The 18543-nt window shown below is 46.3% G+C and carries 19 protein-coding genes; 4 read left to right on the forward strand and 15 right to left on the reverse strand.

Features of this window, described 5'->3' with window-relative positions; all coding sequences use genetic code 11:
• Positions 1-2 precede the first annotated feature (2 nt).
• From MKY41_RS09015 to MKY41_RS09065, 11 genes are all read right to left on the reverse strand, one after another.
• Positions 3-1052 carry an ABC transporter ATP-binding protein gene (locus tag MKY41_RS09015; RefSeq protein WP_445683305.1) on the reverse strand — a complete coding sequence of 350 codons (1050 nt, stop codon included), beginning with the start codon at positions 1050-1052 and terminating at the stop codon, positions 3-5.
• A 99-nt stretch (positions 1053-1151) separates the two neighbouring features.
• Positions 1152-2201, reverse strand: a complete 1050-nt coding sequence (locus MKY41_RS09020) for a putative 2-aminoethylphosphonate ABC transporter substrate-binding protein (protein ID WP_340744704.1) — start codon at positions 2199-2201, stop codon at positions 1152-1154.
• 357 nt (positions 2202-2558) lie between these two features.
• Entirely contained in the window at positions 2559-3506 is a 948-nt protein-coding gene (gene mdh / locus MKY41_RS09025; RefSeq protein ID WP_340744705.1) for a malate dehydrogenase, read from the reverse strand.
• A 110-nt stretch (positions 3507-3616) separates the two neighbouring features.
• The gene (locus MKY41_RS09030) at positions 3617-3886 is read right to left on the reverse strand and encodes a EutN/CcmL family microcompartment protein (RefSeq protein ID WP_340744706.1); all 270 of its coding nucleotides are present in this window, start codon (positions 3884-3886) and stop codon (positions 3617-3619) included.
• 10 nt (positions 3887-3896) lie between these two features.
• Positions 3897-4712: a hypothetical protein gene (locus MKY41_RS09035; RefSeq protein ID WP_340744707.1), complete on the reverse strand. Its 816-nt coding sequence runs from the start codon at positions 4710-4712 to the stop codon at positions 3897-3899.
• Between the two features lie 5 nt (positions 4713-4717).
• The gene (gene pduL / locus MKY41_RS09040; RefSeq protein ID WP_340744708.1) at positions 4718-5506 is read right to left on the reverse strand and encodes a phosphate propanoyltransferase; all 789 of its coding nucleotides are present in this window, start codon (positions 5504-5506) and stop codon (positions 4718-4720) included.
• Between the two features lie 10 nt (positions 5507-5516).
• Positions 5517-5804, reverse strand: a complete 288-nt coding sequence (locus MKY41_RS09045; RefSeq protein ID WP_340744709.1) for a BMC domain-containing protein — start codon at positions 5802-5804, stop codon at positions 5517-5519.
• A 23-nt stretch (positions 5805-5827) separates the two neighbouring features.
• A complete protein-coding gene (locus MKY41_RS09050; protein WP_340744710.1) occupies positions 5828-7297 on the reverse strand; it encodes an acetaldehyde dehydrogenase (acetylating) in 1470 nt (489 codons plus the stop codon).
• Positions 7297-7830, reverse strand: a complete 534-nt coding sequence (locus MKY41_RS09055; RefSeq protein WP_340744711.1) for a BMC domain-containing protein — start codon at positions 7828-7830, stop codon at positions 7297-7299. Before MKY41_RS09055 ends, MKY41_RS09050 begins: the two co-directional genes overlap by 1 nt.
• A 37-nt stretch (positions 7831-7867) precedes the next feature.
• Positions 7868-8671, reverse strand: a complete 804-nt coding sequence (gene phnX, locus MKY41_RS09060; RefSeq protein ID WP_340745669.1) for a phosphonoacetaldehyde hydrolase — start codon at positions 8669-8671, stop codon at positions 7868-7870.
• Between the two features lie 48 nt (positions 8672-8719).
• Positions 8720-9910: a saccharopine dehydrogenase family protein gene (locus MKY41_RS09065; RefSeq protein ID WP_340744712.1), complete on the reverse strand. Its 1191-nt coding sequence runs from the start codon at positions 9908-9910 to the stop codon at positions 8720-8722.
• A gap of 522 nt (positions 9911-10432) precedes the next feature.
• On the opposite strand from MKY41_RS09065, the gene MKY41_RS09070 reads away from it, so the two are divergent.
• From MKY41_RS09070 to MKY41_RS09085, 4 genes are all read left to right on the forward strand, one after another.
• Positions 10433-11815: an MFS transporter gene (locus tag MKY41_RS09070; protein ID WP_340744713.1), complete on the forward strand. Its 1383-nt coding sequence runs from the start codon at positions 10433-10435 to the stop codon at positions 11813-11815.
• Between the two features lie 13 nt (positions 11816-11828).
• Positions 11829-12956: a 2-aminoethylphosphonate--pyruvate transaminase gene (gene phnW, locus MKY41_RS09075; protein WP_340744714.1), complete on the forward strand. Its 1128-nt coding sequence runs from the start codon at positions 11829-11831 to the stop codon at positions 12954-12956.
• Between the two features lie 98 nt (positions 12957-13054).
• On the forward strand, positions 13055-13843 hold the full coding sequence (locus MKY41_RS09080; protein WP_340744715.1) for a DeoR/GlpR family DNA-binding transcription regulator: 789 nt from the start codon (positions 13055-13057) through the stop codon (positions 13841-13843).
• Between the two features lie 33 nt (positions 13844-13876).
• Positions 13877-14500, forward strand: coding sequence for an MgtC/SapB family protein (locus MKY41_RS09085; protein ID WP_445683306.1), 624 nt, complete (start codon positions 13877-13879; stop codon positions 14498-14500).
• 368 nt (positions 14501-14868) lie between these two features.
• Here MKY41_RS09085 and MKY41_RS09090 read toward each other — a convergent pair whose 3' ends face one another.
• The 4 genes from MKY41_RS09090 to MKY41_RS09105 form a co-directional block, all read right to left on the reverse strand.
• Positions 14869-15429 (reverse strand): competence protein ComK, encoded by a 561-nt coding sequence (locus tag MKY41_RS09090; protein WP_340744716.1) that lies wholly within the window; start codon positions 15427-15429, stop codon positions 14869-14871.
• A gap of 158 nt (positions 15430-15587) precedes the next feature.
• Complete coding sequence (locus MKY41_RS09095; protein ID WP_340744717.1) at positions 15588-16631, reverse strand: DNA sulfur modification protein DndB; 1044 nt, start codon at positions 16629-16631, stop codon at positions 15588-15590.
• Positions 16606-17724, reverse strand: a complete 1119-nt coding sequence (locus tag MKY41_RS09100) for a DNA sulfur modification protein DndB (RefSeq protein WP_340744718.1) — start codon at positions 17722-17724, stop codon at positions 16606-16608. The genes MKY41_RS09095 and MKY41_RS09100 overlap by 26 nt, the downstream gene beginning before the upstream one ends.
• Positions 17725-18005: 281 nt before the next feature.
• The gene (locus tag MKY41_RS09105) at positions 18006-18290 is read right to left on the reverse strand and encodes a hypothetical protein (protein WP_340744719.1); all 285 of its coding nucleotides are present in this window, start codon (positions 18288-18290) and stop codon (positions 18006-18008) included.
• Positions 18291-18543 lie beyond the last annotated feature (253 nt).

The following is an 18543-nucleotide window of genomic DNA, read 5'->3' on the forward strand; positions in this document are numbered from 1 at the left end:
GATTAAAGGACTTTAGCCAGGGAAAGATTCGGCATTCCCTCGGCGTGAGTCTCTGTTCCATACTTGATCAATTGATGGTCGGGGAGTTCCGCATAGAGCACTTGGCCGACTTGGATATCGAGCCCCCGGGTTGCAGTTGTCGGGATATCGGACATCAGATACTCATCTTCAAATTGGTAAGGCCCTCCATTTTCCACTTCCATATAAAGCCGGTAGGAGCTGCCCCTGAACTCAAGCGCACGTAACGTCGTCTGGATCGCCCCCTTTTTAGGCTGCCGGGAAATCGTAATATGCTCAGGACGGATAGCTACATACGAACCGGTCCCTTGGAACTGATTGACCGTCCCGATGAAGTCCGCGACAAACGGAGTTGCCGGATTCTCGTAAATTTCCTGTGGCGTCCCGACTTGTTCGAGTGACGCATTGTTCATGACGACAATCTTGTCGCCCATTGTCAACGCTTCCTCCTGATCATGCGTTACCATGATCGTCGTGATGCCAAGTTTCTCTTGGATGCCCCTGATCTCCATCCTCAGTTTCACTCGCACTTTGGCATCCAGAGCAGATAACGGTTCATCGAGCAGTAGAAAACTTGGGGAGATGGCGAGTGCTCTTGCCAACGCGACACGCTGTTGCTGTCCACCCGACAGCTGTCCCGGGTACCTATCCATCAGATGGGCTAAGTTGACAATGGATAATGCTTCCTTCACTTTTTCCCGGATATCGTTTTTGGAGAGCTTTTTTATTTTCAATCCATACGCCACATTCTGAAAAACAGTCATATTTGGGAAAAGCGCATAGGATTGGAAAACGATACCGAAATCCCTCTTCGCGGGCGGCAATTTGGTGATATCCTTTCCATCCATAACGATTTGGGAGCCGACATTCGGTTCTTCCAAACCAGCAATCAGCCGGAGCAGTGTCGTCTTGCCGCATCCGCTCGGACCGAGCAAACAAACGAACTCTCCTTTTTGGATTGAAATATTGATATCATTGAGCGCTGTAAAATTTCCAAATGTTTTGCTGACATTCTTTACGCTTAGAAACTCCATTTGAATTTCCCCTTTCATTGTGTAGTGTCAGATGGTCGAAGGGGATGGCTAGGTCATCTATCACCGCCATTCCCCCGCAAATTTCAGCACAGCCAGGCCTTATTCCGCTTCACTCTTGCCGTCATATTTTTCAATCCACTTATCCACGATCTCAATCCGGTTGTCAGCTGCCCAATAAAGGTCATTTTCTAGCAATTGCCCCATCGGATCATCCGGATAACTGGCCGGTGGAGTCTTGCCTAAATCGATGCCCGTAATGGCAAATTGCTTATTATAGCTTTCCATGGCTGACCGGCTGTTCGCCCAGTCGAGGAACACTTTCGCGCTATCTTTAACATTGTCCTTTTTCATAAGGGCATTGGCTTCTAACGTCCAGCCCGAACCTTCCTTCGGGAAAATGGTCACAAGTGGGGCCCCGCTCTCTTCCTGCTTAATGGCCCTTCCGTCGAATGAAATACCGATTGGAAATTCGCCAGTTGCCGCTTCGACGGCCGGTTTAGAGCCGGAATGGGTATACACGCCGATATTATCATGGAGCTTGTCAAGATATTCCCAGCCCTCTTCTTCCGTATCGAACATCTGCAACAAACCAGCCACCGTCAAAAATCCGGTTCCACTGGAAGCCGGGTTCGGCATCGAAATAAGCCCCTTATATTGCGGGTCGATCAAATCTGCATACGACTCGGGAATCGGCAACCCTTTCTTCTCCATTTCCGCCGTATTCACTGCAATGGCGGTCATATAGGCAGCAATCCCGGTCCAATGCATCGGATCATTTTTCTGATCCGTAAATTCAGGAATCAAATCTTCATAGCCGGCCGGATTGTACCCCTCCAACATGCCGTCATCATCGAACATGATCAAGCTGTCCACACTCAACCCCCAAATGACATCCGCTTTCGGATTATCCTTCTCGGCCAATATGCGTGAGATGATGATTCCGCTTGAATCGCGGACCAAATCCAGCTTGATGTCCGGGTGCTCCTTCTCAAACAGATCCAGATGGTCCTGCAAGTAGTCCGTCTCAATGGCCGTATAGACAACCAAGTTTTCCTTCTTGCCGGCTTGCGCACTTTCCCCGTCCCCTCCGCATGCCGCCATCATCATGAAAGCGATTACAAGAATCATTGGAAATAGTAGTTTTCTCATCATTTGACCCCTCTCGTTTCTTCCTTGTAATGTAAATCATTTGCGCATGGCATCGAAACCAAGATTTCTGATTGTTCTAAGGAGGAAAACAAGCTGACTTCTTCAAAAGGCAAACCGTTAACTGGATAAAAAGGACATAAGGATAGCGCCTCACCACTGTTCTCTCAGTACCGAAAGTGCCTTAATCTCTGCGTTCTTTGCGGAAATTAAGGTACTTTCAGGACATCGCATATTTAAACTGCATGTGCGAGCCGCCTATACTTATAAGTAAGCTCAATTCAAAACCGGAAGCAATTACGCAGAGGCGTAATTGATGGAGTCCAGATTGGGCGTGACGGGCACGCCATCTAAATCCGTTCAGACATGGGTTTGCAAAAGCTTCATGACGGAGCGAACCGACTCCGCCGAATTACCCAAGGCCAACTTCTCTTCGTAATTCAAGTCTAGTTCAATAACGCTTTCAATCCCTTGGCCACCGAGCACGGTCGGTACACCGAGATAAAGGTCATAAAACCCGTATTCACCTTCCAAGTAGGCAATGGAAGGGAGAATCCGTTTTTTATCCTTCAAGATTGCTTCCGCCATTTCAACAAGCGAAGCGGACGGGGCATAGTAGGCGCTGCCGTTGCCAAGCAGGTTGACAATTTCGCCTCCACCTTTTCTCGTCCTTTCGACAATCGCATCCAAGCGGTCTTTGGGCATCATCTTCTCCAGTGGAATTCCGCCTGCATAGGAATAGCGGACGAGCGGTACCATGTCGTCCCCGTGTCCCCCTAGCACGAACCCGGATACATCCTCGACCGAAATGTTCAGTTCTTGGGCGACGAACGCCCGGAACCTCGCTGTATCAAGCACTCCAGATTGCCCAATAACCCGGTTTTTCGGAAAGTTGGTAGTTTTATAGCAAACATAAGTCATCGCATCGACCGGATTGCTTAGTACGAGGATATAGCTATTCGGCGCAAACCGTTTCACTTGCTGAGAAATGGCACGCATGATTTTCGCGTTGGTGTGTACAAGGTCATCTCGGCTCATGCCGGGTTTCCGGGCTACTCCTGCCGTAATGATGACCATATCGGCATCGGCAATATCGGCAAAATCGGATGTCCCAATAATCCCCGCATTGAATCGTTGGACAGGACCGGTCTGCAAAAGATCGAGCGCCTTCCCTTTCGTCGGATTCGTCTGTTCCGGAATGTCCAAGAGGACGATATCCCCTAAGTCTTTCTGGGCGAGCAGTAGAGCCGTTGTCGCTCCAGTGAAACCCGAGCCGATTACCGCAATCTTATATCGTTGGAATCCCAAAAAATCACCCTCTAACAGTTAATAGAGCTTCCAATCTAATTTTTCCCGTGGATGTTTGACTGATGGAATGTGTCGGGCAAAGGGTTTCCCCTGTCGTCCGACCACCCGATTCATTGATTTACTTCAAAAGAGTCGACAATCCCGACGACGGCAGCGTCGATCGGAGAAATTCTATCGCCCAAGATCCGCTGAGCGGGAGTGCCGCTCGTGATAAGGACGATTTCGCCGACGCCCGCGCCTATCCGGTCTACGGCGATAACAGCGTTGCCTTCAAGTTTGCGGTCCAGATTGAGAGGTTGCACGATGAGCAGCTTCAAATTCTCCATTCCCTTTTCCTTTTGCGTCATCCACACGCTGCCAACCACTTTAGAAAGATACATGCTGATCACCCTACTTCATCACTTTGATCGTCAGTTTCTTCTCTTTAATCAAATCTTTCGCAAGAGGGGAGATAATGACGTTTTTGGATAGGTAAATCGTGTTATCCGGAATGGAATTTTGTGATTGGATCCACTTCTGCGTTAGCAGTTTTTTGGTATACGTCAGTTTACCTTCGTACTCCTGCAGTCTCTCGGTGTCAGCATTCACTTCAGCCGTCTTTTGTCCCTGTTCAGGTACTCCGAGTTTGCGGGCAGCCGCAGCCGCCATTTCCTGTACTGGTACGAACCCGATTCCGAGCTCTTTGAGCCGTCGCAGATACTCCTGGAACAGCACTTGGTAGGGTTCAGGCAGATGAACCTTTTGCAGGTACCGACGATCCGCCCGTTTGACACCGGTTACATCATCGCCAATCAGTACAAACTTGCCAAGCAGCAATGCAGCAAAAATGACTTCTGCTTTGATTGTTCCCTTCAATCCTTGGACGACCCTTGCCGCATTGTCCAAATCGATCTCCGGTATGATGATCCCGTCATATCTTTTTGCTAATTCCATCGGTGAAGGCGCGTTCCCATCTGCTGCGATGATCCGGTTAGAGCTTGTCGATTCGACTTGGTTCATCCCAATCCATGATGACGTTTCCCCATCCAGAAATAGTGAATCGTAGCCGATGTTGTCATCCTTCAGTTGGATGAATTGATCTGTATGGCCTTCGTGCGCAGAACTGTCGCAAAAGATGAAAAGCACTTTGCCGTTTTTCCGCTGTTCCTGCTGCATGGATTTCACTACTTCAATGACTGCCGACTTTACCATTTCGCGAACATCCATCGTCTTCACCCCCCTTGCCTTTGCATGAACATCCCGTTTTTTCCAATGACTGTTGCCAGATCACCCGTCTTCAATCCCGCACTATTGCCTTCGTCAAGATCCAGATGCAGGTCCAAGCTGAATTCCGGATGGACCCGGACGACAACGTCTGGAAAAATGACCGGCCGCTCACCTGCCGTCCGAATGATTAACTCATCCCCGTCCACTACACCAAACGTCTTAGCGTTTTCAGTGGACATGTGGATATGCCGCTTGGCGACGATGACGCCCTGCTGCAAGACAACGACCCCTTTCGGACCGATCAGCGTGATGCCGGGCGTATCAGCCAAAGAGCCCGATAGACGGGTGGGAGGATGGATTCCTAATTGGAATCCATCCGTCACCGAAATTTCCACCTGTGACTCGGAGCGTACAGGCCCAAGGATTCGAACGTTTTTAATGAAGCCTTTCGGACCTAAAATCGTAAGCTGTTCCGTAGCTGCAAATTGGCCTGGCTGTGATAAATCACGGTATTTCGTCAGTTCGTGTCCGTCACCAAATAACACTTGAACATGTTCTGGAGCCAGATGGATATGCCGGTTCGATATACCGACCGGAATTTGCAGTTCAGGCTCCCTTTGACTGGATGAAGACTTAGGGCGCTGAACGGATCGGCCGTCTTGTATCTCGATGTTCCTGTCTCTTAAGAAATCTGTCGCTGCCGGTGTTATTTTATCCCCCGCCTGGATGGGGAATGGGTTTGGAATCCCGTTTTTCAACATCATTCGAAGCTTGGATTCCGTAATTAGCGTCATAGGCTACCCATTATCCTTCCAGCTTCGGAAGAATGAGCTCGATATCGGAATGTGGTCGTGGAATGACGTGAACCGATACCAATTCACCGATATTTTCCGCAGCCGCTGCCCCGGCATCAACGGACGCTTTCACCGCTCCGACATCCCCTCGTACCATGACCGTCACCAAACCGCCACCGACATGCACTTTACCGATCAACTTGACATTTGCCGCTTTTGCCATGGCATCCGCCGCTTCAACCGCTCCGACCAAGCCTTTTGTTTCAATCATTCCTAATGCTCCCATTTCTCCGTTCATAATTCTTCCTCCTCATATCAAATTCATAGTTTCAATTCCTGCATGACCGCTTTAACGATGTCAATGATCTCATCCCTTGAAACAGATGCTTGCTGTTGTGTTCCGACGCTGACCGGCTGCTGGTAATTGGCGGAAGGCGTTTCCATCTCCAACTTACGTACGCCATAGGCAACCCGTTTGATATTCATCAAATGATCTACCGTAATGTTGTCTGAAGTGATGTTGTTGCCGAGCGTCCCACAGCCTAGCGTCATGGACGGCATAATCTCTGTCGTCGCACCAATGCCGCCGAATGTCGTGCCTGAATTGACAACAATGCGAAACGTCTCCTGTGACAATGCCACCTTCTCGACGATTTGCGGATCTTCACTATGGATGCCGAATGTATGACCGAGTCCGCCCATTTTCAACAGGCGGCGGCTGATATCCATAGCTTCCTGCCAATCATCCGCTGTGTAGAATGCCAAGATGGGCGACAATTTCTCAAGTGAGAAGGGATACTCCTTCCCGATATTCTCCTCCTCGGCGACAAGCACTTTGCAGTCATCCGGTATGGCAATCCCCGCCATTTCCGCAAGCTTTTGAGGTGATTGCCCGACGATCCGCGGGTTCAATCGCCCTCCTGAGAGAATAATCGATCCCACTCTTTTCTTCTCGTAGTCATCCAGGAAGTAAGCACCTTGGGATTCGAGTTCGCTTTTGAACTTCCTCCGTATGGAACGCTCAACAACAAGTGCTTGTTCGGAAGCGCAAATCGTCCCATAGTCAAATGTCTTGCTTCTGATGATATCCGCGACAGCCTGGCGGATTTGAGCACTTGAATGGATATAGACCGGAACATTACCCGGACCGACGCCATATGCCGGTTTGCCCGAGCTGTACGCCGCTCTCACCATATCCGACCCGCCTGTCGCGAGGATGAGATCCGTCAAAGCATGAGTCATAAGTTCGTTGGCACCGGCCACGGACGGTATCGCCAGGCAAGAAATCAGGCCTTCCGGCGCTCCGGCTTGCTCAGCTGCCCTTTTGACAACTTCCGCTGCCTCTTTCGTACAATTCGCTGCGGCTGGGTGCGGACTGAATACGATCGCATTCCTTGCCTTTACGGCAATCAAAGCTTTGAATATAACAGTAGAAGTCGGATTGGTCGACGGGATGATCCCAGCTACGATGCCGACCGGCTCCGCAATCTCCCATACTTTTTTCTTGTCATCCCGTGAGATGATACCCGCGGTCTTTTTATCTTTAATGGATTCATAGACATCGCGAGCAGCAAACATGTTTTTGGTCAGTTTGTCTTCCACTTTTCCGTAGCCGGTCTCATCCGACGCCATCTGCGCCAGTCTTCCGGATTCTCTCATGGCGGCTTGCGCCATGCTATGGACGATTCGATCAATCTCCTCTTGTGTCATGTCCGTTGCTCTAGCTTGGGCCGCTTGGGCTTGCGCCAAAAGGGTTCTTGCTTGCTGGATGGATTCAAGATCTTTATCCATTATTTATCGCCACCTTTCCCAACCTGTGCTGCAGATAAGAGTTTGACCAGTTCTTCTTTTTTAGCGGTTGCGATCTTATCTGCCGGGAGTGGAAAATCAGATTGTAAACTTGCCTGCTTCCGTAGTTCCTGCAGACTTGCTTTTGTATAATCAACCGCTTGTTCCGTCTCCTCTTTCATCTCCACAACTGCTTTTGGTTGTTCTTCTTCGCTACTATTTGGCTTATCCTCTTTTTTCTCTTCCGCTTTAGAAAGCAATTGGAATATGAGCTTCTTCGTACTATCATCCGGTCTTGCGATGACATGAGAATGATGCAGTCGCCCGACCTCCTTCGCTTCCTCGGCTCCGATCGAAACGGCGGACTGTACGGAGGCGACATCTCCGACAATATAAATCGTGACCAGACCGGCATCCGCGCCCTGGTATGTAACGACTTTTACATCGGCAGCCTTGGAAGCTGCATCCGCCGCCGCTACAAGTGCTGGATATCCAATCGTTTCGATCATACCCAATGCAAAGTTCTGGTTCTCCACCTTACTTCACCTCTTCACGTATTTGGCTATCCCCCACTTAATCTCCGTTCAGCAGTCTGGCATTGATTTTAGGGAGAAGGGTGTCCAATTCGCCAATACTGTCAATTACATAATGGGCTCCCGCTTCTTTAAATCTTTTCGCAACGGCATCCATTCTATCCGCCAATTCATCCGGAGCCATGGCGGCCGCCTCTTCCTGCTTTAGCCCCATTTCACTGCTACCGAGGATGACGCCGACACTCCAGGCGCCAGCATTCAGCCCTTCTTTGATATCGCTGATTGTGTCGCCCACCTTGATAATATGTTTCATTGGATAGACTCCTAGGTTCATCGCGTTGATATAGCACATCCACGGGGATGGCCTTCCGCCAGGTACGTCGTCCGGAGTAACCATATAATCCGGCGCATATCCCTTTTGCTTTGCACCCGGAGCGACGACATCCATCATCTTTTGTGTGTAGCCGGTCGTTGAACCTATCTTGATCCCTTTAGCCCTTAGCCGGTCTACCAGTTCGAGTACTCCAGGGACCGGTGTGCAATAATTTGGCAGGATAGAGAATAAGAGCGGCTCGAAATCCGCATACAAATCGTCTACATCCTTTTCCTCGGGAAGACGGCCGAACTTGTCCTTCCATAGCTGCGCGATTCTGTCCATCTTGCACATTTCATTGATGTGATCCCACTTCAGCATCCCCATTGGTTCCCGTGCTTCCTCATGCAGCACTTCAATTCCTTTTTTAGTGAACACTTCTATAAATACATCCAGTGGGGCAAAACAGCCGTAGTCCACCGCCGTGCCCGCCCAATCGAAAATTACCGCTTCAATCTGGGGAGATTGTATACTCAAAACACTGACCTCCTTTATTCAAAACAATACGATGAAAGTAGTTTATAAAGCCTCTGTCAAATTCTTCGATTCTTCAACTGTTTCGATCTCCTCGTGCATCTGGATTCCCCGCTTTTTAAGCTGGTCAAAGATCATTTGCGGCTCAAACGCATCTTCCGGGATGAGGATTCCCGTTTTCTTCACTACACCTTTTGCAAGAAGTTCCGTTGCGATCGCCATCGGGATACCGACATTCCGGGTATACGCCCGCAGCCCTTCCCAGCCTTCTACGGAGCCGTCGCTAGAAGGATGAGTATGATAAAGGATATGGCGTTTTTTAGTGCCATCCTTCACGCCGACCACTTCGACATGCAAAGAGTAGCCGTATAATGCGGTTTCCTGCCCTTCCTTGGAATTCATCAAGTACTCGCCGATGATGTCCATCACTCCGACCTCTTCGCCGTTCACTGTCACTTTTGGATTGCGCATAATGCCATATTCATACAGCCCGCGCACGAGGTGCATATTCTTCTCCGGCCATGTGCCGCGCACTTCAATCAGTTCGACACCTTTTCCCGACAGCGCTTGCGCCAACGTTTTTGTCTCGGAATGGGGAATGATGTACTGTACCGTTTCGCCGTATGGCTCTGGCAATTTGATATTCCTTGGCCGGGCGAATGGAGGGACTTGCACAAACCTCCCTTTCTCGTACACGACTCTCCCTGGAAGGTCCGGGTCGTATTCCAAAGTCGTTGTTTCGGTGATCGACTTCGAAAAAGCGATCGGGCGGAAAGAGCCATGGCTTACTCGGACGCTTTCTACCGTATCAAGCTGATTGGCCGCGTGCATGGCCATCATTTGAGTAACGCCTGGAGTCATTCCAAATCCCGGGACAGCTGTTCTGCCCTTCTCTTTGAAGAGGTGATCGAATTCATCCTCCGCACCGAAACCATTTAGATTAATGCCATGGCAGCCGGCTTCGGCGATACAGGCTGTCGATAGGCCATTCAATGTGATGGTTGTCCCATCCATGACAACGTCATAGCCTTTCATTTTCTCGACGGTCTCTTGGTGGTTGTAGACATTCACTTTAATGAAATCAACTCTTGGGTCATTCAACTCTCTGACGAGTTGTTGTCCGATCTCCTCGTTGAAGTCCCCGATCGTAATGGTGTCGAATTCCGAATGCTCCACCAAGTCTAGTACCGCTTCTCGTGCGATTCTTCCTGCCCCTCCGAGACAAAACACTTTCATAACTCTTTCACTCCTCTATTCAAATATTCTAAATAATTTGATACAAGGAGAGCATATCATAGATTAATTGTTTTGTCTTGTTATTTTTCAATTTTTATTATAGTTTTATTTGCTTTTAATTGGTTTACAATATATTCAGTCAATTTAAAAACTTTTTTTCTCTACTTTTTTTATAATAAATAACTACTTTGTTCAATCCAAAAAGTAATCTATATATAGAAGACATTTTTATCTTCCCTATTTCAAACCTAAAAGTGCCAAGTAAAAGCAATATAAAATAGAATAAAACCAAATAAATCTATTCCCAATCCTCAAATAATATGATATTGTAATCTGCAAGCGTTATCTGAAAACGCTATCAATTCAAAATTATCGGAAGGAGGGTGTTTGATTATGTGAAAACCTCTCGCCATCTTTTCAATATTGCACCGGGGGCTTGACGCCTCTATTGGAAAATGGGGAGAGGCATTTCACATTAGCTTTTCTACAATTGCTTACAAACAAAGATATAAGGAGGTATACATGACAAAACCAACCTATTCCAAGAAAGTACAAAGGAAAGCGTTGATTGCCAGTTTAGTAGGCAGTTCCATTGAATACTACGACTATCTTTTGTACGGAGCTGTTGCCGCACTAGTGTTTAATAAGCTGTTCTTTCCAAATTTCGATCCGACAGTGGGACTGCTGATGGCGTTGGCCTCTTTCGGATTGCCGTATTTCTTCCGCCCGCTCGGCGGCGTGATTTTCAGCCATATCGGAGATAAATTGGGAAGGAAGAAATCGCTGGTCCTTACATTGGGAATCATGGGGGTCAGCACAGCGTTCATCGGGCTGCTTCCGACCTACGACATGATCGGTATTTGGGCACCAATCCTGCTCGTATCGCTCCGCCTGATCCAAGGCGTCGCCGTCGGGGGAGAATGGGGAGGCGCCGTATTGCTCGCCGTAGAGTACTCGGATGAAAAGAAAAAGGGTTTTGCTGGAAGCATCCCGATGATGGGTGCCGCTGTCGGCATCATTCTAGGAACCGGCACGATGTCACTCATGCGATTGCTGCCGGATGCTCAATTCCTTGCTTGGGGTTGGCGGATTCCTTTCGTGCTAAGCTTGGTCTTGGTTTTGCTAGGGATTTGGATCCGTGGCAGTCTGGATGAAACTCCTGACTTTCAAGCGGCACAGAAAGAAGGTAAAATCCCGAAACTGCCAATTGTCACGACATTCAAGCATCATTGGCGGGAAATCATCTTGACGACAGGCGCCAAAGCTATTGAAACGGCCCCTTTCTACATGTTCGCTACGTTCGGGATTTCCTATGCGACCAATACGCTAAGTATGCCAGAGAATACGGTGCTCAATGCTATAACGATCGGTACGTTGAGTTCCCTGCTCTTCATACCGCTAGCCGGAATGGTATCCGACCGGATTGGCAGAAAAAAAGTCTTCTTCATTGGTTCCATGAGTGTCACGCTGTTTGCCATTCCCTATTTCATGCTCCTTTCTAATAGAACGATGCTTACTTTGACGGTCGCTGTGCTCATTGGATATGCACTCTGGTCAATCATCACAGCTGTTTTAGGAACGATGTTTTCAGAGATGTTCAACCCGGAAGTCCGCTATACGGGGATTTCGGTAGGTTATCAATTAGGCGCTGCCATTTTCGGAGGAACGATGCCGCTGGTCGCAACTGCTTTAATTACCAAATTTAATGGGTCATGGTTGCCGGCTGCTGTTTATTTAATGATTCTTGGCATCATGTCGATGATCTGTGTCGCGCTCATCAAGACGAGACCAAATCAGGACACGGGAGCCAAAAGCGGAAATGATTTTGAGAAAGAAGTGGCTCTGCTCAAGAGCCATCTGCAAACTCGGATAAATCAGGCACCATCCAAAATAACAAACCCTTGAGGAGGAATATGTCATGTCTACTGTTCAATTTACAAACAACCCTTACCTTCTACTAACACCAGGTCCACTCACTACGAGTGATGGCGTGCGATTGGCGATGATGAAAGACTGGTGTACTTGGGACGATGATTACAATAACATCGTTCAAGGAATCCGCTCAAATCTTGTTAATCTTGCTACAAATAATCCCGGGAAATACTCGACTGTTCTTATGCAAGGAAGCGGTACATTCAGCGTGGAATCCGTCATCGGTACGGTCATTCCGAAGGACGGCAAACTGCTGGTGATCGGAAACGGGGCGTACGGATACCGGATCGGCGAAATCGCCAAGTATTTGAACATTGATACCGTCATGCTCGACAGCGGAGAGACGTCTGATCCCGACCTAGTGGAGTTAAACTCCATCTTGGAAGCTGACCCGGCCATTACGCATGTGGCGGTCGTCCACTGCGAAACAACAACAGGCCGGCTAAACCCGATCGATAAAATTAGTGAAACTGTCAAAAAACATAACCGGATCTTCATCTTGGATGCAATGAGCAGTTTTGGCGGCATCGAAATGGACATTGATACGTTAGGTGTCGATTATTTGGTGAGCAGCGCTAATAAATGTATCGAAGGAGTCCCTGGGTTTGGTTTCATCATTGTAAATAAAGAGGAATTCGAGAAATGTCAAAACAATGCCCGTTCCCTTTCCCTTGACTTATACAGCCAATGGAAGACGATGGAAGAGAACAACGGAAAATGGCGATTCACATCACCGACACACGTCGTCCGCGCGTTCGCACAGGCTCTTAAAGAACTGGGAGAAGAAGGTGGCGTGGCAGCACGCGCGGCCCGGTACCGCGAAAATCAGCGGACGCTCGTGGAAGGCATGCGGAAACTTGGATTTACAACTCTTTTATCGGATGAACACCAATCGCCAATCATCACTTCCTTCAACTTCCCAGATCATGAAGACTTCACTTTCGATGAGTTCTATAACCGATTGAAGGAAAAAGGGTTTGTCATCTATCCGGGTAAAGTGACCGATGTCAATACATTCCGTATTGGCAACATCGGAGCCGTCACCCCAGCGAAAATCAAAGATCTATTAGTAGCGATCGAAGAAAGTTGTTACTGGAAAGAAGCTGTAAATTAACAGGGAAACAACTACCCTGACAGAAGATTCCTTATAAATTATACTGATGCTATAATAGGATAATATAAGGATTTTCATATACAGTGGAGGCGAATTGGTTGTCATTAGCAAGCATTGAACGCAAACGTAAAATACTAGACATATTGGAGAAGAACGGCAAGGTAAAGGTGAAAGACCTTGCCGTTCATTTAAAAGTATCCACCGAGACGATACGCAAATATCTCGATGACCTGGAATATGAAAGCAAGTTAAAAAAAGTGTATGGGGGAGCGATTTCCCTGACGTTCTTCAACCAAGAACCCCCAACCGTGGAGAGGGAGATCATCAATAAAGAAGGCAAGGAAAAAATCGGTGCCTTGGCCGTCTCCCTTATTAAAGACGATGACGTCATTGCAATCGATGAAGGGACAACGCCGCTTTATATGGCAAAGAGTTTGAAGAATAAAAAGAATATCACTATTGTCACCCCATCCATCAATTCCTTGAATGTCTTGATGGAAATGCTGCAGCAAAATGTATTTACAGGAAAAATTATTTTAATTGGTGGACAAGTTGATGTTTTTCATCAAAGATTGGTCGGCGAACACACATTGGAAATGATGAACAATATCTATGTAGATAAAAACTTCATCGCCGCTGACGGCTTATCCGTAAAAGACGGCCTGACCAGCTATGACCTCTCCAAAGGAATGGTCACGAAAAAATTGATCGAACACGCAAATGAAACAATTTTATTGATTGACCATACAAAATTGAACAAACGGACCCATTATAAAATGGCACGTCTTACAGATATAGATATCGTCATCTGTGATCAAACAGCTCCTCCGGAATGGGAGGAAACATTGACCGAAGCGAACGTCCAATGGTTCACGATAGATGACTGATTTTTGAGAAACTGCAATTTGACGAACCCTCCAATGGATAAGAGAAGCTTGTCTCAGGAGGAGGAGAAGGATATCGAATACGTACAATGGTTTTACGATGAACATATCGTGAAATATGCTGAAATCTACTTACGGATTATTGTCAGTGCCCTAGTCGGAATGTTCCTCGGCTGGGACCGGTCCGCAAAAAACAAACCGGCCGGCTTGAAAACATTCACATTCGTATCGGTCTCTTGCACTCTGATTACTCTCGTTTCCATCCATAGTGCTGTCGACTTCGGTAGCAGCAACATCAACAATCGGATGGACCCGATGCGGCTTACCGCCCAAATCGTCTCCGGGCTCGGTTTCTTGGGAGCAGGCCTAATCATGAAAGACGGTTTCCGCGTCACCGGCCTTACCTCCGCCGCCATGATCTTCTTCGCAGGCGGCGTTGGCATCGGCATCGGCGCCGGCTATTATGGCTTCGTTCTCTTCGCCGTCCTTGTTACCTTCATCCTTGCCAAAGTCAGCCAGTGGATTGAACATCGAGAAACGAAAGGGAAGGAAAAACAGGAAAAGAAAAAGGATAAGAAAGAGAAATCGGAGGAGAAGAAAGACGAGAAAGTGGAAAAGGAAGCAGCGAAAGAGAGAGAAGCAGAGAAACAGGTAGTATGAAGGAAACCGGGCAGTCGGACGTCAAATCGAATAAGAGATTGAAATGATCAAAGACAAACACTTCGTGTACAGATCGACTGGGTTTGTCTTTTTTCTTTTGCAATCAACCAGGTCTGAAGCATATCTACTTGAGTCGTTAACAGTCCTTGGTTTAATACATCTTGTTTAGCATCGATCATTTTGATTTTCTCGCTCATCTTTTCACGTCTTCTTTCAATCTCCTAATGTCGACACTCCTGTTTTATTTTCTTAACTCGGCAGAAAATCCTTGGTTGATTCGTTTGCTCTTTTCCCAGCTCCTTCCCATGCTATGCACACCAAAAAACCGTTAACCACAAAGGGCTTAACGGTTTTTTCTTAATCCTTTACTATAAATCTTCGTCCTGCTTTTTCAATTCATAATTCACTTTTCCCTTTGGCTTGCTGATATAATAGCAATTCTGTTCCTCTCTAACTATTTCAGCAGGCTTCTCAGACCTTCTCTCAATTTTTCCTTTCAACGTGTACGCACGCATTTCTCTTTTGGTCAACGTATAAAAGCTAGAGTCAATCACAATTTTATGCCCGCCTATCAGTTGAACCTCAGTTTGTGCTTTGCCGAATGCACGGAGTTTCACGATATGATGCAACGCAAACCAAACACAGTCGTCACTAGCCGGGGATTTGCTCGGAAGCCAATAAATATTTTGCTTCTCGCTGATCGCCACCGGATTTATATAGGTGTTTCCTAGGATTCGGCTAGCCCCATCGGTCGCTCCTTGTAAACTTGATCCGTAGTATAATAGGTTTTCATTGATGAGATCTCTCGGTTTCATATCCACTTTAATAAGTTGCCCATTTTCCACGATCATCGAACAAGGCTTTCCCTGATCATCATAATTCGGGACACAAATCACAGTCTCCCACTTGATAATAAAATTAGATTTCATTTTCCTTTTTACGCCTCCTCGTTGTTTTTAAACCTTACAATTTCCACAAAAAAGGCGTATACTGGTATTGTACCGGTATACGCCGGTGCTAGAATCCTCGGGTGTGTCTGGCAAGACTAATGACACCCGGGGATTTCTGTTTCCCTATTATTCACACATCACTCACCTCCTTTACGGCTAAGCCAATTGGTGATAGCCTTTATATTTTTTTTATCATTTTTTAAATAAAAGTATTTCTCTTTTCCTCTTTCAGAACCGTCGAATTCTCTCCAAACTGGATTATCCCTGGACCAATCGATTGATCTTAATTTCTCCATTCTTCGTTTAATCTGTGTTTTTAGTTCTGTTTCCTCAATCTCTTCTGTTCCCTCTATTGCATAGCTTCCTACTGCGTAAAGTAGGGGGAAACTGGCAAATATAGATATATCATAATTGCCAATCGTTTCGACGGGATGTAGTTTGAATAGCTCCTCAAACCAAAAATTGATCAACTCAATCGTTTCCTCAGTTTCTCTCGTTAGAACCCTATCTTGCGCCAATTTACTGCTGACGGTACCTCCATCAATGAACAATGCAACCAGTTGTCGCAACTGCGATAAAGAAAGCAGGTTTTTGTTTTTTGGGCGAACAACAGCTATTTTCTCCTGTTCGACACCCGCTTCCCGCAGTTTCTCATTCGCTTGTAAAACCTGTTTGGTCGCCTGGTTGATAGCGTTTCGTGAATCATAAGCAATCCGTTTTGACAGGGAGACTTTTTTACCTTTCGTATTGAAGTCGATGTACATTTGATCGGCTTCTGTTGAAGACACCCCTTCGAATACTTGGACGGAAATCACCACACTCTTTAATATATAGTTCAAATGCAATCCTTTTTTCCGTTCCAAATCGTCTTCACTGCTCATAGACTTGACCATCATAGCCCGCAATTGGGAAAGCGCTTCCATTCTTTGTGACCCATCAATGACTGTCAAACGATCCGGCTTCCCCTTATCCAATTGTCCTTCTTCCACGTAAGCGACGATTGGAGGTATATAAACCTGTTCCTCCATAATATTATCGAAGATATACCTACGAATTGCCCTCGCCTGTACTTGGTTCGTTTCCCGCAATATCATTTGTTCTTCCTTTAACATTTGCAACAACTCTTCTAGCGAATAGGTAATCATCGTTTGCTTCTTAGAAAAGACGGGAAGAATAATCATTTTCCATGCCCCTTTCTTGCTCAATAACTGATAGAAACTCCAGCGCCGTTCGTTTAATGGCAGTTGTGGAAGAATGATGACGCAGTTGTTTCGCTTCGGAATGATACATATGTTTAAATAAAGGATCGTCATGCTTCCAAGTGCAACGTCGATTCAATAATCGAAGCATGTCAATCGCCTTGTAATAAGTGATATTATTTTCCCGCATCGTAAGGAAAGCCGTGTATGCCAAAGCGATTTGAATACCTGTCAGACCAGAAACGTAAGTAGACCGGTTAGCCATCTGCCTTGGAAACAAATCGTTCCAGGACTGAAAGAAGTACTTTGCCACTTTCGGCATTTCAGTCAGCTTGCACCTGGGATATGGATCTCCCGTCTTAACGGTAAGAAGCCCTTCGAACAATGCAATCAGACAACGGCGCATGATGGTCAGGGAAGTAACTGACGAGTTTTGTGCGGTCAAGCGTGATCGTTTATGTTCAATATCAAGAGTGTCTGCCAATTGATAGGCAACGTTTCGAGTTAACTCAATATATTTGTCACGATGATCGTACTGCATCAGCAGACCTGGATGGGCCTCCTTCCTCTCAGTATTATAGTCCGTAAAAAGTTGCTGTTCCGATTGCGTATCTAATTCCAGAAAAACCTGCATGGCGACAGGATAATTTACAAGTTGGTCTATATGTTTTTTTGCCTTTTGGCTTTCCGTAAAATCCCCAATTTCTTCTGCAGCTTCCTTCATTGTTTTTAAGTGACTAATAGCGGAAGATAGCGCGGAACTGCGGTGCTGCCCGTCCAGAATATAAATTTTATCCCTTGGTTCAATTTCGAAACCATCATCCGCCACTCGGATGTTTCTCCGACTTGAGAACACAAATGGAGCAAAATAGAACGGCTTCCCTTGCTCTAAAGAGTCCAAGATAAATTTCCGGATCTCCGCCCGCCTACCAGCATCCAGTTGTCGTTGGACATCATAGTCGATGCCAAAAATAGATTCCAATGTTCCAAACGGCAGTTGCGTGGATAGGACCTGTTTTCCAAATTGGCTATGTAAGGATCCTTGGAACTTTGTCAATACTCCCTTATTCGGCATAGGCTAATTTCCCCTCGTCTTTTTACTCATTGTATATCCATTATTCTGTAAAGTCCAACTTTTCTTGACAGGTTAAATAAAATTTAGTCGTTTTTGATATTACATGATTGTTTTTCTCTTATGTCTTTACAAGTCTTAAAAGTTCATGTATATTTAAAAGATTTTGTGTTGAGGTGGCCTTCCTAGTAGAAGCAAAGGCACATAAAGGGATACAAAGTGAAAAAGACAAGCACAGCCGGCGAATCGGCTGCACTTGTCTTTTTGGGTTAACTATCAGGGCATTACGCTCTTTTCAAGCGGTGAACTTCGGCTTGGGTTGTTAGCAATGATTGGTTCAACACTTCAAATTTAGCATCAATCATTTCAACTTTCTCGCCCATCTGCTTCATGTCTTCTTTGATAGTGTTTACATCTTCTTTCAATATACAAACATCTTCTTTCAATACACTAACATCTTTTTTTAAATCGCCAATACCTTCTCCGAATTCTGTCCGCATACTTTGGATCATGCCGGATAATTCCATGATTGCTTGGACAATTTCCCCTTGATAAGGCGATGAACTCATTTTCTCCTCTCCTTTCCGTTCAAGCTTATACAAATATATCTATGTCTACGTTCATCAGGTAACGGTTTTACTTTATTTATTATAGCATGACTAAAAGGTCATTTCTTCTGAAATTTATAGGGAGAGTCAGCTATATTTTTATCATTGGTACCGGACTGACTCCCCCTAATCGATGCCCAAGCCTAACTGAAATTCTGTTCCAAGTACAAGATTGACACAATCGAATTCAATCATACAGTCTAGTCATTTTTAA

The sequence above is a fragment of the Sporosarcina sp. FSL W7-1349 genome (genome assembly GCF_038003045.1).
GTDB lineage: Bacteria > Bacillota > Bacilli > Bacillales_A > Planococcaceae > Sporosarcina.

What these genes read in the sequence shown, in the direction of transcription:
- MKY41_RS09100 (WP_340744718.1), bottom strand. Translation starts at nt 17,724, where the DNA reads ATGCCGAATAAGGGAGTATTGACAAAGTTCCAAGGATCCTTACATAGC.
- MKY41_RS09090 (WP_340744716.1), bottom strand. Translation starts at nt 15,429, where the DNA reads ATGAAATCTAATTTTATTATCAAGTGGGAGACTGTGATTTGTGTCCCG.
- MKY41_RS09030 (WP_340744706.1), bottom strand. Translation starts at nt 3,886, where the DNA reads ATGTATCTTTCTAAAGTGGTTGGCAGCGTGTGGATGACGCAAAAGGAA.
- MKY41_RS09085 (WP_445683306.1), top strand. Translation starts at nt 13,877, where the DNA reads ATGGATAAGAGAAGCTTGTCTCAGGAGGAGGAGAAGGATATCGAATAC.
- MKY41_RS09020 (WP_340744704.1), bottom strand. Translation starts at nt 2,201, where the DNA reads ATGAGAAAACTACTATTTCCAATGATTCTTGTAATCGCTTTCATGATG.
- MKY41_RS09045 (WP_340744709.1), bottom strand. Translation starts at nt 5,804, where the DNA reads ATGAACGGAGAAATGGGAGCATTAGGAATGATTGAAACAAAAGGCTTG.
- MKY41_RS09070 (WP_340744713.1), top strand. Translation starts at nt 10,433, where the DNA reads ATGACAAAACCAACCTATTCCAAGAAAGTACAAAGGAAAGCGTTGATT.
- MKY41_RS09105 (WP_340744719.1), bottom strand. Translation starts at nt 18,290, where the DNA reads ATGAGTTCATCGCCTTATCAAGGGGAAATTGTCCAAGCAATCATGGAA.
- MKY41_RS09035 (WP_340744707.1), bottom strand. Translation starts at nt 4,712, where the DNA reads ATGGATGTTCGCGAAATGGTAAAGTCGGCAGTCATTGAAGTAGTGAAA.
- pduL (WP_340744708.1), bottom strand. Translation starts at nt 5,506, where the DNA reads ATGACGCTAATTACGGAATCCAAGCTTCGAATGATGTTGAAAAACGGG.
- MKY41_RS09065 (WP_340744712.1), bottom strand. Translation starts at nt 9,910, where the DNA reads ATGAAAGTGTTTTGTCTCGGAGGGGCAGGAAGAATCGCACGAGAAGCG.
- MKY41_RS09015 (WP_445683305.1), bottom strand. Translation starts at nt 1,052, where the DNA reads ATGGAGTTTCTAAGCGTAAAGAATGTCAGCAAAACATTTGGAAATTTT.
- phnW (WP_340744714.1), top strand. Translation starts at nt 11,829, where the DNA reads ATGTCTACTGTTCAATTTACAAACAACCCTTACCTTCTACTAACACCA.
- MKY41_RS09050 (WP_340744710.1), bottom strand. Translation starts at nt 7,297, where the DNA reads ATGGATAAAGATCTTGAATCCATCCAGCAAGCAAGAACCCTTTTGGCG.
- MKY41_RS09095 (WP_340744717.1), bottom strand. Translation starts at nt 16,631, where the DNA reads ATGATTATTCTTCCCGTCTTTTCTAAGAAGCAAACGATGATTACCTAT.